Origin of the sequence: Pandoraea anhela (assembly GCF_902459655.1) — a bacterium.
Classification (GTDB): domain Bacteria; phylum Pseudomonadota; class Gammaproteobacteria; order Burkholderiales; family Burkholderiaceae; genus Pandoraea; species Pandoraea anhela.
The window spans coordinates 159,097-176,320 of sequence record NZ_CABPSB010000002.1; the positions used below are offsets into that span (position 1 = coordinate 159,097).

Genomic DNA, 17,224 nt, shown 5'->3' on the forward strand with positions numbered 1-17,224 from the left:
CTGCCGGGGGCGCGCGCATGCGATGGAGACCCTGCGTTGGTACGTCTGATTCTGCTACTTCTCGGCGTGAATTACTTGCGTCGCCGGGCTCTTGCGCTGATCTGGATCGGCGCGATCTTCTTCGCCTTCGGCATGGCGCTGATCGTCGATGCGCTGGACGGCGTGGTGCACTTCCCCCTCAAGGTCTTCGCGTGGCTGTTGCTGCTCGAAGGGCTGGCGACGCTGGCCATTGCGACCATCGGCGTGGGCGGCCAGCGTCTCGTGCGCGGGCTCAAGGGCGGCACCTTCGCCGTCGCGGCGCTGCTCGTGCTTCTGTTCGATCAGCACAACGGCAACTTCTGGCTGTCGATGCTGTTCGGCACGCTGTTCCTTGCCGACGGCTTGCTGCAATGCGTGGCGGCATACGTGGTGCGCTACCCGCGCTGGGTCTGGGCGATGGCCGGGGGTCTGCTGGAAATCGGCGTCGCGATCTTCTTCTATCAGCCGTACCCCACGCACTACAAAGGCACGCTGCCGTACGCCATCGGGCTGGGGCTGGTCTTCACCGGCTGGAACGTGCTCGTACTCGCCATGCGCGCACGACGCATGCGCGGCGACTTCCGCGTCGAGCAGATTCTGGGCAGCCCGGAAGACAAGCGCCGCCTGTGGCGCCAGCGTCCTCGCGCCCCGCGCTGGGACGGCCCGCCCACAGACACCGAACCGGCGCTCACGGTCCACGTCTGGACGCCGTCGGGGTCATCCAAGGCGCCGGCCCGACGTCACCCGGTGATCGACCGCTACATCGCCGCCGTCGACAAGAATGGCGTGATCTCCACCGGGCACGCTGCATTGGAGAGTCACGAAGGCGTGTACGTGAGCCTGTATCCCGCCAAGGAAATCGACCGTTCGCCGGACCAGTTCGGACAGTTGTTGCGTGCCACGCGCGAGAACGACGTGCCCGGCATCTTCCAGCCGGACTACGCTACGGAGTCGAAGGCGTGGTGCCCGTCCACGGTCAAGGTGCGCATTCGAAATTACAGTCCACAGCAATTGGCCGCTTTCTGGCAGACGTACCGGGAGAACGCCACGTATAACCTCACGCACCGCAACTGCTCAAGCAGTGTGGCCAAGGCGCTCGAAGCCGCCATCGAAGGTCGTGTGGGGCAATTGCAGAACGGTGTGGACGCCGGCTGGTGGACATTTGTCCGCCTGTGGCTCACGCCCGAGTTGTGGGTCGCCGCGCAACTGCGCAAACGCGCCAAGACGATGGCCTGGACTCCTGGTCTGGTGCTGGACTACGCGCGTGCAGTGAGCATGCTCGTCGATCCGCGACCGTTCGGCTGGATCACCATGACGTCGCTGGCGCTGCGTCGGATGCGTCGCTCGCGTCGTGCGTGGCGTGAGGCCGAGCAGGCCGCAGCGTCGCAAGTGCAGGGCGGTCAGGCGTCACACGGGTAACGATGTAGCGATGTAGACGTGTCACGTCACCCGTATTGGCCCGGCAACCGCAGCAGGCATCCGGACGGCGCACGAGCGCTGCCCATCCAAGCGTCACGCATCATCCAATACGAGGACAGTTCAACATGTTCAACCGCCTGTGGCGCTACGTCAGCGCCGCCCTGGTCGCCAGTCTGGTCATCGGCCGCGCCGCGCACGCGATCACGCCGGAGACCGCGCCCGTCACCATCCCGCACGGCGGCATCGTCGAGCGGCAACCGCTCAAAGCCGACTACGGACTGGCGGAAGCCGGCGCGCAATTCAGCATCCGGTACAGCTCCATCGACGGCGTCGACGGCATTGAAGCCCGCGAAGACACCGGCGCCGTGTTCTTGCCGAAAGGGCCGACGCCACAGGGCGGCTGGCCGGTCGTCGTCTGGGCGCACGGCACAGTCGGCATCGCCAGCGCCTGCGCGCCGTCGCTCAACGTCCGCAGCCCGCGCGACATTCAATATCTCGATACGTGGCTCTCGCTCGGCTTCGCCGTCGTTGCGCCCGACTATGCCGGCCTCGGCTCGCGGGGACTGCATCACTATCTGAATTCACGCGCGGAAGCGTATAGCGTGCTCGACAGCCTGCTGGCCGCGCGCAGCGTCTTCCCGTTGCAGAACCGTGTCGTGCTCATCGGACAGTCGCAGGGCGCCCACGCGGCGTTCGCCGCGGCGGGATATCAGCCGCAGTACGCACCGGACGTCAAAATCATCGCCACCATCCTGACCGGCACGCCGTATTTCAACGCACAAACCTCGGCCGGCAAGCTGTTCTCGAGCCAACCCGACCCGGGCGCACCGGACCCGAAGATCCCCTACGCGATGTACATGTTCCTGTCGGCGGCCGACCGCGATCCGTCGCTGAACCCCGCGAAGTATTTCTCCCCGCAGGCACTGCCGGTACTGCGCGAAGCCCACACGCTTTGCATCGATACGTTGACCGACCGTTCCACAGCGGCGGGGCTCAACGCGGGCAACAGCATGCAACCGGACATTCAGAAGCTGCTCGACAGCCAGACCCCTTCCCTGCGCTACCCGACGCTGCGTATCCAGCATCCGGTGTTCATCGGCATGGGCTCGGAAGACAACGATGTGCCGCTCATCATGCAGCAGGCTTTCGCGCGTGATGTCACCAAGGCCGGTACGAAGACGCTCGTTCGCGTCTATCAAGGCCTCGATCACGATGCGACGGTCAATCCGTCCCTGCGCGACACGGTGCCGTTCCTCCTTCAACTGATGTCGACGAAAAAAGGTGCGCGCGCACAATAACTAGAGGCAAGACTCGGAATTCGACGGTCGGGACGAGGCGATCAACCTGACGATTGCGAAAATAAATCATTGATTTTGCTCATTTTTATTTTCCGTTGCGCGCACGCAACATGCGGACACTTACGTAAAAATACATATGGTGCGACGCAGCACGTCGTCCTATACTGAACTCGTCTCCTCCATGTCTCCTCCTGATATGGATTAAGCCCGCAACGCGCGGGCTTTCTTTTTTTCTGCGGTCAGTTGATCGCCGCAGCGCAGGCGTCCGTCGGCGCCGCCAGCACGCCACCGATCCCCGGAATGATCTTCAGCCCGGCCGATGCCACCCGGCACGGCGCCGCGAGCAATCCGCATCCCGCCACGGACGTCACGAACGGGAGAATCGCAAACAAGGCCCACCAGCGACGCCAGTTGCGCGGCGCGGGTTTCGACTCGGACCGAACGGCGCGGTCGGGAACGGCCGTCGGACCGGACGGTTGTCGGTCATGTGCGTCGGGCGTCACAAAGTTACGGGCGTGCGGGGTCGCGATGGCCTTTCGGCTCATCGTAGGCTGCGTAGTCATCGGGGGGTCCTGAGAAGGGCTAGGTACCGGTCGTCCGGCGGTTCTGGTGAATCGTCAAGTCAGTCGTCTGCGTGTGGGTATCCGACAAAAAATCCAGCAAAAATTTTCTCGAATGTCGTGCGTTCAGCGCTTCAGCGCGGCACGACGATCCCGACCGATTTCGCCAGCGGCACGGGCGAGATACCCGAGGTGCCGCGGAAGGGTTCGTCGAGATTAACGATCAGCGCGATCACCATGCCGATCGCCCCCATGTGCATTGCGACGATCATGTTGCTCTTCCATGAGCCCGGATATCGTCCGTTCATCGCCATCGCAGACAGCATGAACAGTGAGATCACCCACCAGAACACGCCAGGGACTGTTTTGGTCGAGTTCTCGAAGCGTCCTTGCCTCGCCTCTTCCAGACGATCCAGCAAGGTGCGGATCGAGCTGGCGCTGTCCTCGTGCCGAGCGATCACCCTCCGCGTTGCCCCCACGAATGCGGTGAGCGCCGCTTCGGTGTCCGGCGAGAGCTCAGGGTCGGCACTGCTCAGCGTCTTCCATTCGTCGGTGACGGCGGACGTCACATAGCCACGCAGCAGTACGCGCGCCAGCTTGGCGTCGTCGTCGCCCACGGCTTTCAATTCACGATCGAGCCGCCGCACTACCGACGCCTCGTGCAGCGCCTGATCGTCGGCATGCCCCAGATTGGCCCGCACGTCCGTCAACACATGGGCAAGCACGAATACGATGAAGGCCAGCAGGCTGCCGTGGACCACGTCGGCGACGGTGCCGCGCACTTCGTTGGGTTCTTTCAGCCGGTCGAACAACGTGACGCGTGCCAGCCAGGCGACGACCACGGCGAGCACCGCCGTGCCGATCGCCATGCAGACGAGCAGCACACCCATCGGCAGCAACGTCATCTGATCCACCACCCGCTGCATTCACGTCCCCCGATTCGTCGCGATCGTGTCCCGATCGTGCTTTCCGAAACTTTCCTGGCGGTCGAAGCGCAGAGCGCCGCCGCCTATGCGGCGACTATACCCGATGCACGAAAGACGGCAACTTTCGAAAATTTCCGCGCCTCACAGGCGAAACGCGACGAAAGTTTCATGCGCTTTCCGGGAGCGGCTGCGGGGCGCCTGCGGCGAAAGCCCGCGCGTCGATGCACATTGCCACGTCGACGCACGACAGCGACCCCGGAGCGCCGTGGTGAGCAGCACTGTCGTAAATCCGCGATCCCGCGCTTCGTCGGGAGACACGGCGACCTCGCAGTCACCCTTTCGCCCCTCGTAGAACGCCCAACTTTGGGGGTGGAAGGTGTCGGTCTCCAGACGCGAGACCCGATGCCCCAGCGAGCGCATCTGCGCTTCGGCGTGCGCCAGCAGCAATGCGCCGATGCCCCCGCGCTGCTGCGATGGCGGCACATGCCACAATCTCAGGACCACGCATTGCGAAGCTTCCGGGCCACATCGATATGCACCGTGACATCGCCGACCGGACCACGCGGCAACGCCTCCTCACGGGGCTTTGGGAAGATGTCGTACAGCGGCAGCATCGCGTCGGAGACGAAGCGGCTGCGTGTGCCGTACACATGGCGGTCGCCCAGACCGGTTTGCTGATGCACGTAGAACCGCTGCGGCACGACCAGTTGCAACGACACTTTTGCCCGCGTCATCGCCACATAGAGCAAACGCCGCTCCTCCTCGATGTCTTCGTCGTCCCCCGTGCTCATATCGGACGGTATGCAGCCATCGACCACATTGAGCACGTACACCGAGTGCCACTCCTGCCCCTTCGCGCTGTGAATCGTCGGCAGAATCAGATAGTCCTCATCGAGCAGCGGCGGGCCCGACTGCGCACTGGTGGCGTCGGGCGGATCGAGCGTAAGCTCGGTCAGGAACTGCTCACGCGAGCCATAGGTAGTGGCAATGCGTGCCAGTTGTTCGAGATCGGCCTGACGCACCGCCGCGTCGTCGAAACGCTGTGTGAGCAATGGCGCGTACCAGCGCAACGCCAGATCGACATCCGCAGGCCAAGCCAGACGCGTGTCGTGCAGCGCCATGAAGACCTCGACGAACGCCCGCCATGGCGTTGCCGCTGCCGAGGGCGGCTTGAAGTCCGCCAGCACCTGCGCCGGGGTCGCGGATGACGCCATGGCGTCGAGCAAGCGGGTGGCACTGACCGGGCCGATACCGGGAATCAACTGCGCGACGCGAAATCCCGACAGGCGGCTCGCCGGGTTATGCGCCCACCGCAGAATCGACAACATGTCTTTCACATGCGCCGCTTCGAGAAACTTCAATCCGCCGAACTTCACGAACGGAATGTTGCGGCGGGTGAGTTCGAGCTCAAGCGCCGCGCTGTGGCTGCCGGTGCGGAACAACACCGCCTGCTGCGTGAGCCGCGTTCCGGTTTCGCGCTGTGCCAGCACCTGATCCGCGACCCAGCGCGCCTGACCGGATTCGTCGCTCACATTGACGAGTTGCGGCAATTGCGTCGATTGCCGATCCGTCCAGAGCGCTTTGGCGTAACGCTCGCGCGACTCGGCAATCACGGCATTGGACGCCGCCAGAATCGGCTGCGTGGACCGATAGTTGCGCTCCAGCGTAACCACGTGCGCCGGTTCGGCGAACTGGCCGGGAAAATCGAGGATGTTGCGGATCGTGGCGGCACGAAACGCGTAAATCGACTGCGCGTCGTCGCCCACGACCGTCAGGCCACGCCCCTGCGGCTTCATCGACAACAGAATCTGGGCCTGCAAGCGATTGGTGTCCTGATACTCGTCGACGAGCACATGGTCGAAGCGCCCGTCCAGTTCACGCGCCAGTTCCGGTGCGCCCATGGTCTCGGCCCAATACAGCAGCAGGTCGTCGTAATCGAGCACGTGCTGCGCCTGTTTGGCGTCGACGTAAGCCCCGAAGAGTTGCTTGAGTTGCGCCTCCCACTGCGCGCACCACGGGAAATGTTTGGCCAGCACCTCGGCAAGCGGCGCCTGACTGTTCACCACGCGCGAGTAGATCGACAGACAGGTGCCTTTGAGCGGGAAACGCGATTGCGTGGCGGAGAAGCCGAGATCGTGACGCACCAGCCCGAGCAGATCCTCGGCGTCGCTGCGATCGTGGATGGTGAATGCCTCCGAGAGTCCGATACGCGGCGCGATGTCGCGCAACAAGCGTGCGCCGATCGCGTGGAACGTGCCGGCCCATGGCAGCGAGGGCGGCTGTGCCGACGCCAGCCCCAGCACCTTTTGCAGCACCGTGCCGACGCGGCGCTCCATCTCCGCCGCCGCACGCCGCGAGAACGTGAGCAGCAGGATGCGATGGGGATCGGCGCCGCGCGCGATCAGATGGGCCACGCGGTGCGCGAGCGTACTCGTTTTGCCCGAACCGGCCCCGGCAATGACGAGCAGCGGCCCGCCCGGCGCACCGTCATCGCCCACGCCATAGTCGACCGCTTCGCGCTGACGGTCATTGAGTTCGGCCCACGGATCGCGGGCGGGGACGGACGGTTGTTCTGACATGCGACGTGAAAGACGGAACGTGGAAGGCGAAGAAGGTACGCTCGAAGACTACTGTATATTTATACATTATAACGACGGGTTCGACGCTCATCGAGACCCCTGAGGAGTTCGGACGAATCACGGCTGCGCCCCCGGCCTCCGGCCTTCCTCAGCCGTAGCCGATCCGAACACGCCCCCCACCCCCGCACCGCACCAGCGGCACCAGACACGCGACACGACACGCGACACGATGACGATACGCACCGGCACCGCCTCCTGGACCGACCCGACGCTCATCGCGTGCGGCCGGTTCTACCCGCCGGGCGTCGACACCCCGGAAGCACGGCTGCGCCACTACGCATCGATGTTCGATCTGGTGGAAGTCGACAGCAGCTACTACCGCCTGCCGGACGCCGCCGTCGCCTGGCGCTGGACTCAGCGCACGCCCCCGTCGTTTCGCTTCCATATCAAGGCGTTTCGCGCGTTCACCGGGCATAGCACGCCCCTCGGCGCGCTCCCGCCGGATATCGCACGGGCATGCGCGGCGCATATCGGTCCGAGCGATGCCGGCGCCCCGAGCAATCCTCCCGCGCCGCAGGCTACGCAAATCGCCCCCGGCGACATCCCGGCCGAGTTGCAGGACGAATTGTGGCGCCGCTACCTCGAAGGCATCGAACCCTTGCGCCAGAGCGGGCAACTGACGGCCATCCACTTCCAGTTCTCGCCCCGCGTACAGAACGATCGCGCCGGACGCGCGCTCGTCTTCGAGACGGCCAGGCGTCTGGACGGCGAGCGGCACGCCGTCGAGTTTCGTCACCGGAGCTGGTTCGATACGCCCTCGCGAGCCGCCGCCACGCTCGCGATGCTGCGCGAGACAGGGGCGGCGCACACGATCGTCGACAGCCCGACGGGCTTCGACAACACGGTGCCCGCTGTGTGGGCGACGACCCGCGACGACCTGTGTGTCGTGCGTCTGCACGGCCGTCACGCGGCCGCGTGGAATCGATGGGGAATCACGGCTTCGTCGGGGCGCTTCGTCTACGAATACAGCGCAAGCGAGCTGATCGACATTTCCGCGCGCGTCGCGCGTATCGCCGCCCTCGTCGACGACACGCACGTGCTGTTCAATACGAACCACGAAGATCAGGGGATGAAAAACGCATCGGCGTTTCAACGCGCCCTCACCGATCTGGCGCAACGCGCACGCTAATTCGAACGTCAGCCCGACAATCCTCGCAAATGTTCCCGATCTCAGACGCGAGGTGCGCCGTTGTCGGTACTGTGGCCTGCGTCGTTGCCCGCATTGCCGTGTCCAGTGACGCTCGCGTCGCCTGCCGGGCCGGCGCTGGCCCGCCGCGCCTTGCGCCATGACGGCACGTCGGCGAGCCGCGTGCCTTCCGGCACCGCACCATGCTTGCTGTGTCCGACGCGTTGCGCGCGGTAGATACCCGTATGTCCCGAGCACAGATAGGCCAGCACACAGGCGATGGCGGCGTATCCGCCGATGGACGGGCCAAAGATTTCGATGGCCATCAACGTCGACGCAATCGGCGTATTGGCTGCCCCCGCGAAGACCGCGACGAAGCCGATACCGGCCAGCACCGCAGCGGGTAGCGTCAATACATGGGAAAGCGCGTTGCCCATCGTCGCGCCGATGTAGAACAGCGGCGTGACTTCACCGCCTTTGAAGCCGGTGCCCAGCGTCACCACGGTGAAGACCAGCTTGCCGAGGAAGTCGTACCACGGCAGCGAGGTATGGAACGCCTCGACGATGGTCGGAATGCCCAGTCCCAGATATTGCGGCACGCCCAGTGCCGTAGCAGCGAGCGCGACCGCCAGACCGCCCAGCAGCGGGCGAAGCGGTGCATACGCGACGTGGCGCTTCATGAAGCCGGATGTCGCATGCGTCGCTTGCGCGAAAGCCATGCCGACGAGCCCGCAAAGCACGCCGGCCACCGCTGCGCTGAAGGCGCCCGACAGCGTCATCGACGCGCCGAATGCCGACGGTGCGATCGTATACACGGTGTGATGCACGCCCCAGGCGCGCGTCACGGCGTCGCCCACGAGTGCGGCGACGACGCATGGCAGCAGTGCGTCGTAACGCAGCCGGCCGATGGCCGGCACCTCCAGCCCGAATATCGCACCGGCAAGGGGCGTGCCGAACACCGAGGCGAAGCCGGCCGCGATGCCCGACATCAACAGCACACGACGCGGCTCGCCGGACAGACGGAAAACGTGCGTGAGCTGGTCGGCCAGCGCGCCGCCCATTTGCACGGCGGTGCCTTCGCGCCCGGCCGAACCGCCGAACAGATGCGTCGCGACCGTGCCGACCAGCACGAGCGGCGCCATGCGCAGCGGCACGACGCGCCGGGGAGCGTGGATCTCGTCGATCAGCAGATTGTTGCCCGCCTCGACGCTCGCGCCCAGCCGGAGGTAGAGCCAGCCGACGACGAAGCCGCCAAGGGGCAAGCCCCAGAGCAGCCAGGGATGGGCGAGCCGGGTATCGGTCGCGAGATCGAGCGCGACGAGGAACAGCGCGGAAGCACTGCCGGCCATCACACCGACGAGGGCCGCGAGGGCGCTGGCGCGGGCGGCACCCGGAAAGGCGCAGAACACCTCACGCAAAGGAGAGTCGTGAAACATCTTCATGGTGGCAAACATCGAGAAGTGCGGCGGACGACACCGTCGACAACACGCCTGAACGCGACAGAGAGGGCAGCAAGGCGGGGGGACTTCGAGGGGAACGAGAGAACGCCCGTTCGCATAGCCCGCAACCTCCCGGCACGCCAGGATCTTGCAGGCATCATCAGCCCCGGGGTGGGGCGGTTTGCGAAACGAACGCCGGAGGAATGCCATCTCCGTGAAGCAGGCGTCATGCTATCAGGAAGCGGACGCACTCACAATGCGTGACAATTTTTCTGCGGCGGCTTCCGACAGGCATTGCGACACCGGACGCCAACGCGCTCCGCAGTGAAAAACTGCGGGGACGATGTCGTGCACCGTCGCCCGCCGCCATGGCGCCATGGCGCCATGACGCTACCGGAATGCAAGCGTCACCGCTTCGCGTCCCTCACCGCCTTCTCGATGCGCGCGCCGACATCCGGGTCGATCTGTTTCCAATAGTCGAATGCGCGTTCCAGCACGGGACTGCGCACGCCGCCGAGCAAGGCGCCCGACACCGTCTCGACCAGCCGCGCGCGCGAGGCGTCGTCGAACACGTTGCGCACGAGATCGCCCGGTTGCGAAAAGTCGTCGTCGTCCTTGTGCAGCGTGTAGGCGCTGCGCACCATCGGACCGTCGGATTCCCAACCGTCGTCGGCCGCGCCGGTCTGATCGGCATACGGACGGCCACCGCTGTTGGGCACATACACCGGTGCATTACCGGTGTGTTCGTAAGCCATGTGGCCGTCGAACATATACGTTTGCACCGGCACCTTCGGACGATTCACCGGCAATTGATGGAAGTTCGTGCCGATGCGATTGCGCTGGGCATCGTTATAGGCGAATGCACGACCGAGCAGCATCTTGTCCGGCGACAGACCGATGCCGGGCACCGTGTTGCCCGGCGAGAACGCAGCCTGCTCGATCTGTGCGAAGAAGTTCTCCGGATTGCGGTTGAGCGTCATCTTGCCCACCTTGATCAACGGATAGTCCTTGTGCGACCACGTCTTCGTCAGGTCGAACGGATTGAAACGATAGGCTTTGGCGTCGGCATACGGCATGACCTGTACCGACAGGATCCAGCTCGGGTGCTCGCCACGCGCGATGGCATCGAAAAGATCGCGACGATGGAAGTCGGCGTCTTCTCCCGACATCCTGGCCGCTTCGGCGTTGGAGAAAAACGCCATGCCCTGCTGCGTGTGGAAGTGGTACTTGACCCAGAACTTCTCGCCCTTGTCGTTCACCCACATGTAGGTGTGCGAACCATAACCGTTCATGTGACGCCACGTACGCGGCAATCCGCGATCGCCCATCAGATAAGTGACCTGATGCGCCGATTCCGGATTGTTCGTCCAGAAGTCCCATTGCATATGGTTATCGCGCAGGCCCGAATCCGGCAGCCGTTTCTGGCTGCGGATGAAGTGCGGAAACTTCATCGGGTCGCGCACGAAAAACACCGGGGTATTGTTGCCGACGAGATCGTAGTTGCCTTCGTCGGTGTAGAACTTGAGGGAGAAACCCCGCACGTCGCGCCAGGTGTCGGGGCTGCCGGATTCGCCCGCGACGGTGGAGAAACGGGCGAGCATCTCAACCTTGGCGCCTTTCCTGAACAGCGACGCCTTGGTGAAACGGCTCACATCTTCCGTGGTTTCGAAAATGCCGAAGGCGCCTGCGCCCTTGGCATGGGGCTGGCGCTCCGGCACCTTTTCCCGGTTGAAGTGCGCCATCTGCTCGAGGAAGTGCACATCGTGCAACAGCAGAGGGCCGTCCGCACCGACCGACAACGTGTTCCGGTCGCTCGCCGCCGGAGCCCCTGCTCCGGTCGTCGATCCGGTGTCCAGACGTTCTTTCTCTTTACTCATACATACCTCCGACAAGAAGGTGGGGTGGGGAGAGGGAGAGAATAGGAGTCAGAAATATCGCAAGTCGTTCAAAGCATAATACAAGACGGCGAAATCCACTCACCGGCTCCCAATGCGTCGAATGTGGATCAACTTGCGATAAGGCCGTCGGCACCGTCTTCACGATTACAGCGTCGAGAAGCCTCCGTCCACCACGATTTCGGCCCCGAGCATGTAGCGCGAATCGTCGCTCGCAAGATAGAGCGCTGCGCGTGCGATATCGTCGGCCGTGCCGAGATACCCGACCGGAATGCGCGACGCCAGTTGTTGCTTCGATCGCGCATTCTCTTCCGGCGTTGCCCCTTTACGATCCAGAATCGGCGTGTCGATGGCTCCCGGGCTCACCGCGTTGACGCGAATGCGTCGCGCAAGCAGTTCGCCCGACCAAGTGCGCGCCAGCGAGCGGACTGCCGCTTTCGACGCGGAGAGCATCGACATGCCGGGCGTCCCCACTTCGTTGAGCCACGAGGTGTTGAGGATCACCGACGCGCCATCGCTCAGCACCGGCGCCATCGCCTGCATCGACAGAAACACCCCCTTCACGTTGATATCCATCAACGTGTCGTACTGCGCTTCGGTCGTGTCGTCGAGCGGCGTCGCGTAGGCGACCCCTGCATTGGGAAAGAAGATGTCGAGCGAACCGAACGCCTGAATCACTTCGTCACGAATGCGATGCAGGTCTTCTGTACGACGCACATCGCCGAGGATGGGCACCACGCGCTCACCCAACGATTGGCGCAACGCCTCCATACGCGCCACGTCGCGCCCGACGACGGCGACTCGCGCCCCTTCCTCCACGAACAAACGCGTCGTGGCCAGACCGATACCGCTCGTCGCGCCGGTAATGAGCGCGCGCTTTCCTTGCAATTTCATGAGATGTCTCCCGAGTCCTTAAAGGGTGTCGACAAACGCCGCGTGCGCATCGAGCACACGCGCGGTGTAGGTAAGCGCCGCCCCCGCGTTGAGCGATATTGCGACCGTCAGTGCTTCGACGATGGCTTCGCGCGTCGCGCCTTTTTCGATAGCGGCTTTCGTGTGTACGGCAATGCAGCCGTCGCAGCGTGTCGTGACCGCGACGGCCAGTGCGATCAATTCGTGTGTTTTCGGGTCGAGATGCCCCATCTTCGCCGCACCGCTGTCGATCATTTGCAGACCGCGCATCGATTCGGGGTTCGTCTTCGCATACTCGCCAACGCGGGCCAGCAATTCGCTGCGGTAGCCGTTCCAGTCGTTCATGGCCTCTCCTCCTCAGGCGTGACGGCCGGCCATCACGCCGCCGTCGACAGGCAGCACGGTGCCGGTGACCCAGGCGGCGGCGTCCGAGGCCAGAAACAGAATGGCTTCGGCCACATCGCGCGGCTGGCCGTTGCGGCCGAGCGGGTGGAAGGCGTTGAGTGTGGGCAACGTCGCCTTCACTTCGTCGTCGCTCATGAAGGTGTTGTAGACCGGCGTTTCCACGACGCCCGGCGCCACGGTATTGATGCGGATGTGCAACGGCGCAAGCTCGATGGCAAGGTTGCGCGTGAGTGCATGCACCCCGGCATTGGCTGCCGAATAGGCCGACGACGGCGTAGCGCCGATCGCCTGCAACGCCCACAGCGAGCCCGTCTGCACGATCGCGCCGCCGCCGCGCAGCGACATCGCCCGCGCTGCCGCCTGCGCCATGAAGAACTTGCCCTTGAGGATGATGTCGAGAAAGCCGTCGTATTCGGCTTCGTTCAGCGACAGGAAGGCTTTCGGACGAAACACCCCGGCGTTGTTCACGAGAATGTCCACGCCGCCGAATGCCGACGTCGCCAGATCCACCAGCGCCTGCGCCGTCTCCGGGCGCGCGATGTCGCCGGCCAGATAGCGCACGCCGACACCGCTCGCGTCGATCTGCGCGGCGGCGGCCTTGAGTTTGGCTTCGTCCCGCCCGCCGATGACGACCTTCGCGCCGGCCGCGACGAACCGCGCCGCCACCTCCTTCCCGATGCCCGAACCGCCACCCGTCACGATGGCTACCTTAGAAGAAAAACTATGCATTTTCCGACTCCAGAGACACATTGAGATTCGCCGGATCGAGTTGCCTTACATCGGCAACGCTGTCCTTCGATGTCTGCATTGTTCGCTGCGGGCAACGGCTTCACAAATCAGTTATTCTGCGTCGTATCAAAAGAAAATCTTTCTCATATGAAAGCTCCCGTCTTCCTCAACGCGTTGCGCGCGTTCGAAGCCAGCGCACGGCATCAGAGCTTCTCCGCCGCTGCCGGCGAACTGAATGTGACGCCCGCCGCCGTCGGGCAGATGGTGCGAAGTCTGGAGGCGTGGCTCGGCATACCGTTATTCGAGCGCAGCAGTTCGGGGCGCGCCCGGCTGGTGCCGACGCAGGCCGCGCAACGCGCCCTGCCCGATCTGCGCGACGGCTTCGACCGCCTCAGCCTCGGCTTCGCCAAATTGCGCGAAGGCTCGGCCGTCGGCGTGCTCACGGTGGCCGTGAGTCCTGCTTTCGCGGCGAAGTGGCTGCTCCCGCGCATCGACAGGTTTCAGAGCGCGTGGCCCGACACCGATGTGCGGCTCGACACCCATCTCAAGCCGGTGGATTTCGTCGCGCAGGGCATCGATATCGGCGTGCGATACGGACTGGGCCACTGGCCGGGGCTCGTGGCGGAGAAGCTGATGGACGAGGCGGTGTTTCCGGTGTGTGCGCCGTCGCTGCTGCGGGCGCACCCGGCATTGAAAACGCCGGGCGGACTCAAGGGGATGACGTTGATCCACGATCTTTCGATCGACGAGAGCGCCGGCTACGTCACGTGGCGGGCGTGGCTCGAACGCGCCGGGCTGGCGTCGCTGGAGACCCGCGCGGGGCTGAAGATCAACAACTCGGCGGCCGTCCTGCAAGCCGCCATCGACGGGCATGGCATCGCGCTCGCACGCAGCGTGCTCGCGCGCGACGACCTCGCCGCGAACCGTCTGGTACGGCTCTACCCCGAGGTGGACTGTTCGTCGCCGCTCGCTTACTACGTGGTGTATCGCGCGGAGTGCGCCACGCTACCTCGTCTCGCGGCGTTTCGCGAGTGGTTGCAGCAGGAAACCGCTGCGTTGGCAGCGCCGGAGGACACACGGCGCCGCACGGGACGTCAGGCGAAGGTCAAGCCGCCAGCGCCCGGCACTGGCACACCACGCGCTCGAAGCAGGCAATCGCAAAGTCCACGGACGCCTCCGAAGTGAAACGCCCAAGGCTCAGGCGCACCGTGCGGCTCGCCGCTTCGCTATCGAGTCCGATACCGCTGAGCACGTGCGACGGCTGGCCCGAACCCGAGTTGCATGCCGACGTCGACGAGACCGCGAGATTGCTGTTGAGCATGAACGTATAGAAGCCGGGATGCCCGATGGTGAGGCTCACGGTATGCGGAATACGCGGCGCGTTTGCCGCGTTGTGCACTACCCCGTCGAGCACGAGCACGCCGTCGAGCAACCGGCGGCTCAGCGCGGCGATGCGGGCGTTGTCCAGCGTCATGTTCTGCTGAGCCAACTCGCAAGCCATGCCCATGCCGACGATCTGATGCGTGGCGAGCGTGCCCGAGCGCAGGCCGCGCTCGTGTCCGCCGCCATGGATCTGCGGGGCGATGCGCGCCATCACATCCTTGTTCACATACAGCGCACCGATGCCCTTCGGGCCGTACACCTTGTGCGCCGACATCGACAGCATGTCGATGCCCATGGCCTTGACGTCGATAGGCGTCTTGCCGAGCGCCTGCGCGGCATCCACATGCAGCAGCGCGCCCGCCGCGTGAACCACCCTGGCAATCGCCGCGACATCGGTCAGCGTGCCGAGTTCGTTGTTGACGAGCATCAGCGACACCAGCCCCGTTTCGGGCCGCAGCGCCGCCGCCACGGCCTGCGCGGTGATCTCGCCCGACGCCGACGGCCTCACATACGTCACCGGCGTGCCGCGCTTCTCCAGATACGTCATGGTGTCGAGAATGGCCTTATGTTCGAGGACACTCGTGATGAGGTGCGCACGGGCGCCTCCCAGTTCGGCATAGCCCTTGAGGGCGAGATTGTTCGACTCGGTGGCGCCGGATGTCCACACGATCTCGCCGGCATCGGCGTTGATGAGCGCAGCGACCTGTGCACGTGAACGCTCGACGAGGCGGCGCGCGCTCACGCCCGCGGCATGCGAGCTGGATGCCGGATTTCCGAAGATGCCATCGACGCCCAGACAGTCGGACATGACGGCAATGACCGCGGCGTCCGCCGGCGTCGTGGCGGCGTAATCGAAATAATGAAAAGTTTCCTTGTCGCGCATGATCGGCCCCCGCCAGAAAAAGTTGCATCGATCGTACGCGTCAGGGACGGAAAAAGGCTTGCAAATTCACCCATGCATATCACGTTTCGTGGAATATCCATCCCACAAAATCGGAATTGAGAGAAATTTCATCCCGGGGCGTTCAGGCGATGTCTTCCGCCGGGAATCGGACGGTGACTTCGAGGCCGCCGCCGGGCGCATCGCCGAGCGAGACCTGCGCGTGATGCTTGCGCGCGATTTCCCGGACGATCGCGAGCCCGAGCCCGGAGCCGTCGGCGTTTTGCGGCGACGCTGCGCCGTGCTCGCGACGGTAGAAGCGCTCGAACACGGCCTCGCGCTCCTGCGCCGGGATGCCGGGTCCGTTATCGATCACCTGCAGGACCGGGACGATGCCGTCGAGTCGTGTGCGCACGGTGATCACGGCGCCGTCCCCCGCATAGCGAATCGCATTGTCGATCAGGTTGCCGCACAACTCCGCTAGCCATTCGCGCTGCCCGTGCACCGTGACCGCGCCGTCGTGTTCGAAACCCAGATCGATCCGGCGCGCGCGCGCGACCGGCGACCAGTCGAGCGCAACGCTGCGCCCCACCTCGTCCAGACGCATCGGCGCCATCGTCGCGGGCGGGCCGTCCTCCGCTTCCAGACGCGACAGCGACAGCAACTGCCGCACGCTTTTTCCCGCCTGTTTCACCGCATGGTTGAGGCGTTCGACGCGCTCACGCGCCTGGGCGCTCAGCGACTCGCGCAGCGTCAGTTCGGACTCCGCCTGAATGATCGCCAGCGGCGTCTTCAACTGATGGGCGGCATCGGCGAAGAACCGTTGTCGAGACGCCTGCATGCGGCCGACACGTTCGACATACTGGTTGATGGATTCGACCAGGGGTTTGACTTCCGTCGGCAGGCCCACATTATCGAGCGGCGTCGTGTCGTCTTCGCTGCGTGCGGCGACTTTCGCGGACAGCCGGTTCAGCGGACGCAGACCGCGCGTCACCCCGAGCCAGACAATGGCCAGCGCCAGCACCACGAGCAGCACTTCCTGCTGTAGCGAACCCGTGAGAATCTGGCGCGCGAGTTCGTGGCGCGCCTCCGTCGTCTCGCCGACGACGATCCATACGACGCGCGTCTTGGCGTTCGGCACATCGTGCACCGGCAATTGCAGCGCCCCCATGCGCAGGGTCTCGCCGCGGTACTCGGCGTCGTAGAACGCGGTGTGATAGGGATCGGGCTTGAGCCGTGCGGGCGGCAGCGGCAGGTCGTGATAGCCCGTGACGGCGCGACCGTCGTCGCCCGCGCCCTGCGCCCCATCGCCGCCCTCGCGAATCACGTAGTAGATCTTGCCGCCGCGATCCGACTCGAACATCTCCAGCGCAAGGTAAGGCAGGTTGACCTGCACCTCGCCCTGAATCAGTTGCGTGCCTTCGCGGATCGACTTGATCGAGAATTCCAGAGAGCGGTCGAACGCCGAGTTGGCCGCGCTCATCGCCCGCTGATAGGTGAGCCATGTGTCGAGCGCGAGCAGCCCGAGCAACGGGAACAGCAGCCAGAGCGCCAATTGACGCCGAAGATTCGGTTGCGACATAGGACGTCGGGAC

At 64.6% G+C, this 17,224-nt stretch carries 14 protein-coding genes, 1 pseudogene and 1 riboswitch; of the genes and pseudogenes, 4 read left to right on the forward strand and 11 right to left on the reverse strand.

The genetic code is table 11. The features are described 5' to 3' along the window. Positions 1-36 precede the first annotated feature (36 nt). Together PAN31108_RS03835 and PAN31108_RS03840 are read left to right on the forward strand one after the other, a co-directional pair. On the forward strand, positions 37-1,437 hold the full coding sequence (locus PAN31108_RS03835; protein WP_150667568.1) for an HdeD family acid-resistance protein: 1,401 nt from the start codon (positions 37-39) through the stop codon (positions 1,435-1,437). 125 nt (positions 1,438-1,562) lie between these two features. Next, on the forward strand, positions 1,563-2,735 hold the full coding sequence (locus tag PAN31108_RS03840; RefSeq protein WP_150667569.1) for an alpha/beta hydrolase: 1,173 nt from the start codon (positions 1,563-1,565) through the stop codon (positions 2,733-2,735). A 239-nt stretch (positions 2,736-2,974) separates the two neighbouring features. Here the strand turns inward: PAN31108_RS03840 and PAN31108_RS27140 are convergent, their stop codons facing one another. From PAN31108_RS27140 to PAN31108_RS03860, 4 genes are all read right to left on the reverse strand, one after another. Then, entirely contained in the window at positions 2,975-3,127 is a 153-nt protein-coding gene (locus PAN31108_RS27140; protein WP_370819567.1) for a DUF6726 family protein, read from the reverse strand. 302 nt (positions 3,128-3,429) lie between these two features. Further along, positions 3,430-4,164: a bestrophin-like domain gene (locus tag PAN31108_RS03850; protein ID WP_174994839.1), complete on the reverse strand. Its 735-nt coding sequence runs from the start codon at positions 4,162-4,164 to the stop codon at positions 3,430-3,432. A 198-nt stretch (positions 4,165-4,362) separates the two neighbouring features. Continuing rightward, on the reverse strand, positions 4,363-4,725 hold the full coding sequence (locus tag PAN31108_RS03855) for a GNAT family N-acetyltransferase (protein ID WP_150667572.1): 363 nt from the start codon (positions 4,723-4,725) through the stop codon (positions 4,363-4,365). Beyond that, positions 4,716-6,800: an ATP-dependent helicase gene (locus tag PAN31108_RS03860; RefSeq protein ID WP_150667573.1), complete on the reverse strand. Its 2,085-nt coding sequence runs from the start codon at positions 6,798-6,800 to the stop codon at positions 4,716-4,718. The genes PAN31108_RS03855 and PAN31108_RS03860 overlap by 10 nt, the downstream gene beginning before the upstream one ends. A gap of 229 nt (positions 6,801-7,029) precedes the next feature. Between PAN31108_RS03860 and PAN31108_RS03865 the strand changes: the two genes are divergently transcribed. Continuing rightward, positions 7,030-7,989: a DUF72 domain-containing protein gene (locus PAN31108_RS03865; protein ID WP_150667574.1), complete on the forward strand. Its 960-nt coding sequence runs from the start codon at positions 7,030-7,032 to the stop codon at positions 7,987-7,989. A gap of 41 nt (positions 7,990-8,030) precedes the next feature. Here PAN31108_RS03865 and PAN31108_RS03870 read toward each other — a convergent pair whose 3' ends face one another. The 5 genes from PAN31108_RS03870 to PAN31108_RS03890 form a co-directional block, all read right to left on the reverse strand. Further along, the gene (locus PAN31108_RS03870; RefSeq protein ID WP_150667849.1) at positions 8,031-9,422 is read right to left on the reverse strand and encodes a voltage-gated chloride channel family protein; all 1,392 of its coding nucleotides are present in this window, start codon (positions 9,420-9,422) and stop codon (positions 8,031-8,033) included. Positions 9,423-9,569: 147 nt separating this feature from the next. Next, positions 9,570-9,648: riboswitch (Fluoride riboswitch) on the reverse strand. 184 nt (positions 9,649-9,832) lie between these two features. Further along, positions 9,833-11,302, reverse strand: coding sequence for a catalase (locus tag PAN31108_RS03875; protein WP_150667575.1), 1,470 nt, complete (start codon positions 11,300-11,302; stop codon positions 9,833-9,835). Positions 11,303-11,467: 165 nt separating this feature from the next. Further along, the gene (locus tag PAN31108_RS03880) at positions 11,468-12,214 is read right to left on the reverse strand and encodes an SDR family oxidoreductase (protein ID WP_150667576.1); all 747 of its coding nucleotides are present in this window, start codon (positions 12,212-12,214) and stop codon (positions 11,468-11,470) included. 18 nt (positions 12,215-12,232) lie between these two features. Beyond that, a complete protein-coding gene (locus PAN31108_RS03885; protein ID WP_150667577.1) occupies positions 12,233-12,577 on the reverse strand; it encodes a carboxymuconolactone decarboxylase family protein in 345 nt (114 codons plus the stop codon). 12 nt (positions 12,578-12,589) lie between these two features. Next, positions 12,590-13,366 carry an SDR family NAD(P)-dependent oxidoreductase gene (locus tag PAN31108_RS03890; protein ID WP_150667578.1) on the reverse strand — a complete coding sequence of 259 codons (777 nt, stop codon included), beginning with the start codon at positions 13,364-13,366 and terminating at the stop codon, positions 12,590-12,592. A 147-nt stretch (positions 13,367-13,513) separates the two neighbouring features. Here PAN31108_RS03890 and gcvA point away from each other — a divergent pair, with 147 nt between their 5' ends. Further along, positions 13,514-14,551: a transcriptional regulator GcvA gene (gene gcvA / locus PAN31108_RS03895; protein WP_150667579.1), complete on the forward strand. Its 1,038-nt coding sequence runs from the start codon at positions 13,514-13,516 to the stop codon at positions 14,549-14,551. Here the strand turns inward: gcvA and PAN31108_RS03900 are convergent. Both PAN31108_RS03900 and PAN31108_RS03905 read right to left on the reverse strand, forming a co-directional pair. Then, positions 14,475-15,632, reverse strand: a pseudogene (locus tag PAN31108_RS03900) (cysteine desulfurase family protein); the annotation flags it as partial. The gene gcvA and the pseudogene PAN31108_RS03900 sit on opposite strands and share 77 nt — an antisense overlap. A gap of 142 nt (positions 15,633-15,774) precedes the next feature. Further along, positions 15,775-17,211, reverse strand: a complete 1,437-nt coding sequence (locus PAN31108_RS03905) for a sensor histidine kinase (RefSeq protein ID WP_150667581.1) — start codon at positions 17,209-17,211, stop codon at positions 15,775-15,777. Positions 17,212-17,224 lie beyond the last annotated feature (13 nt).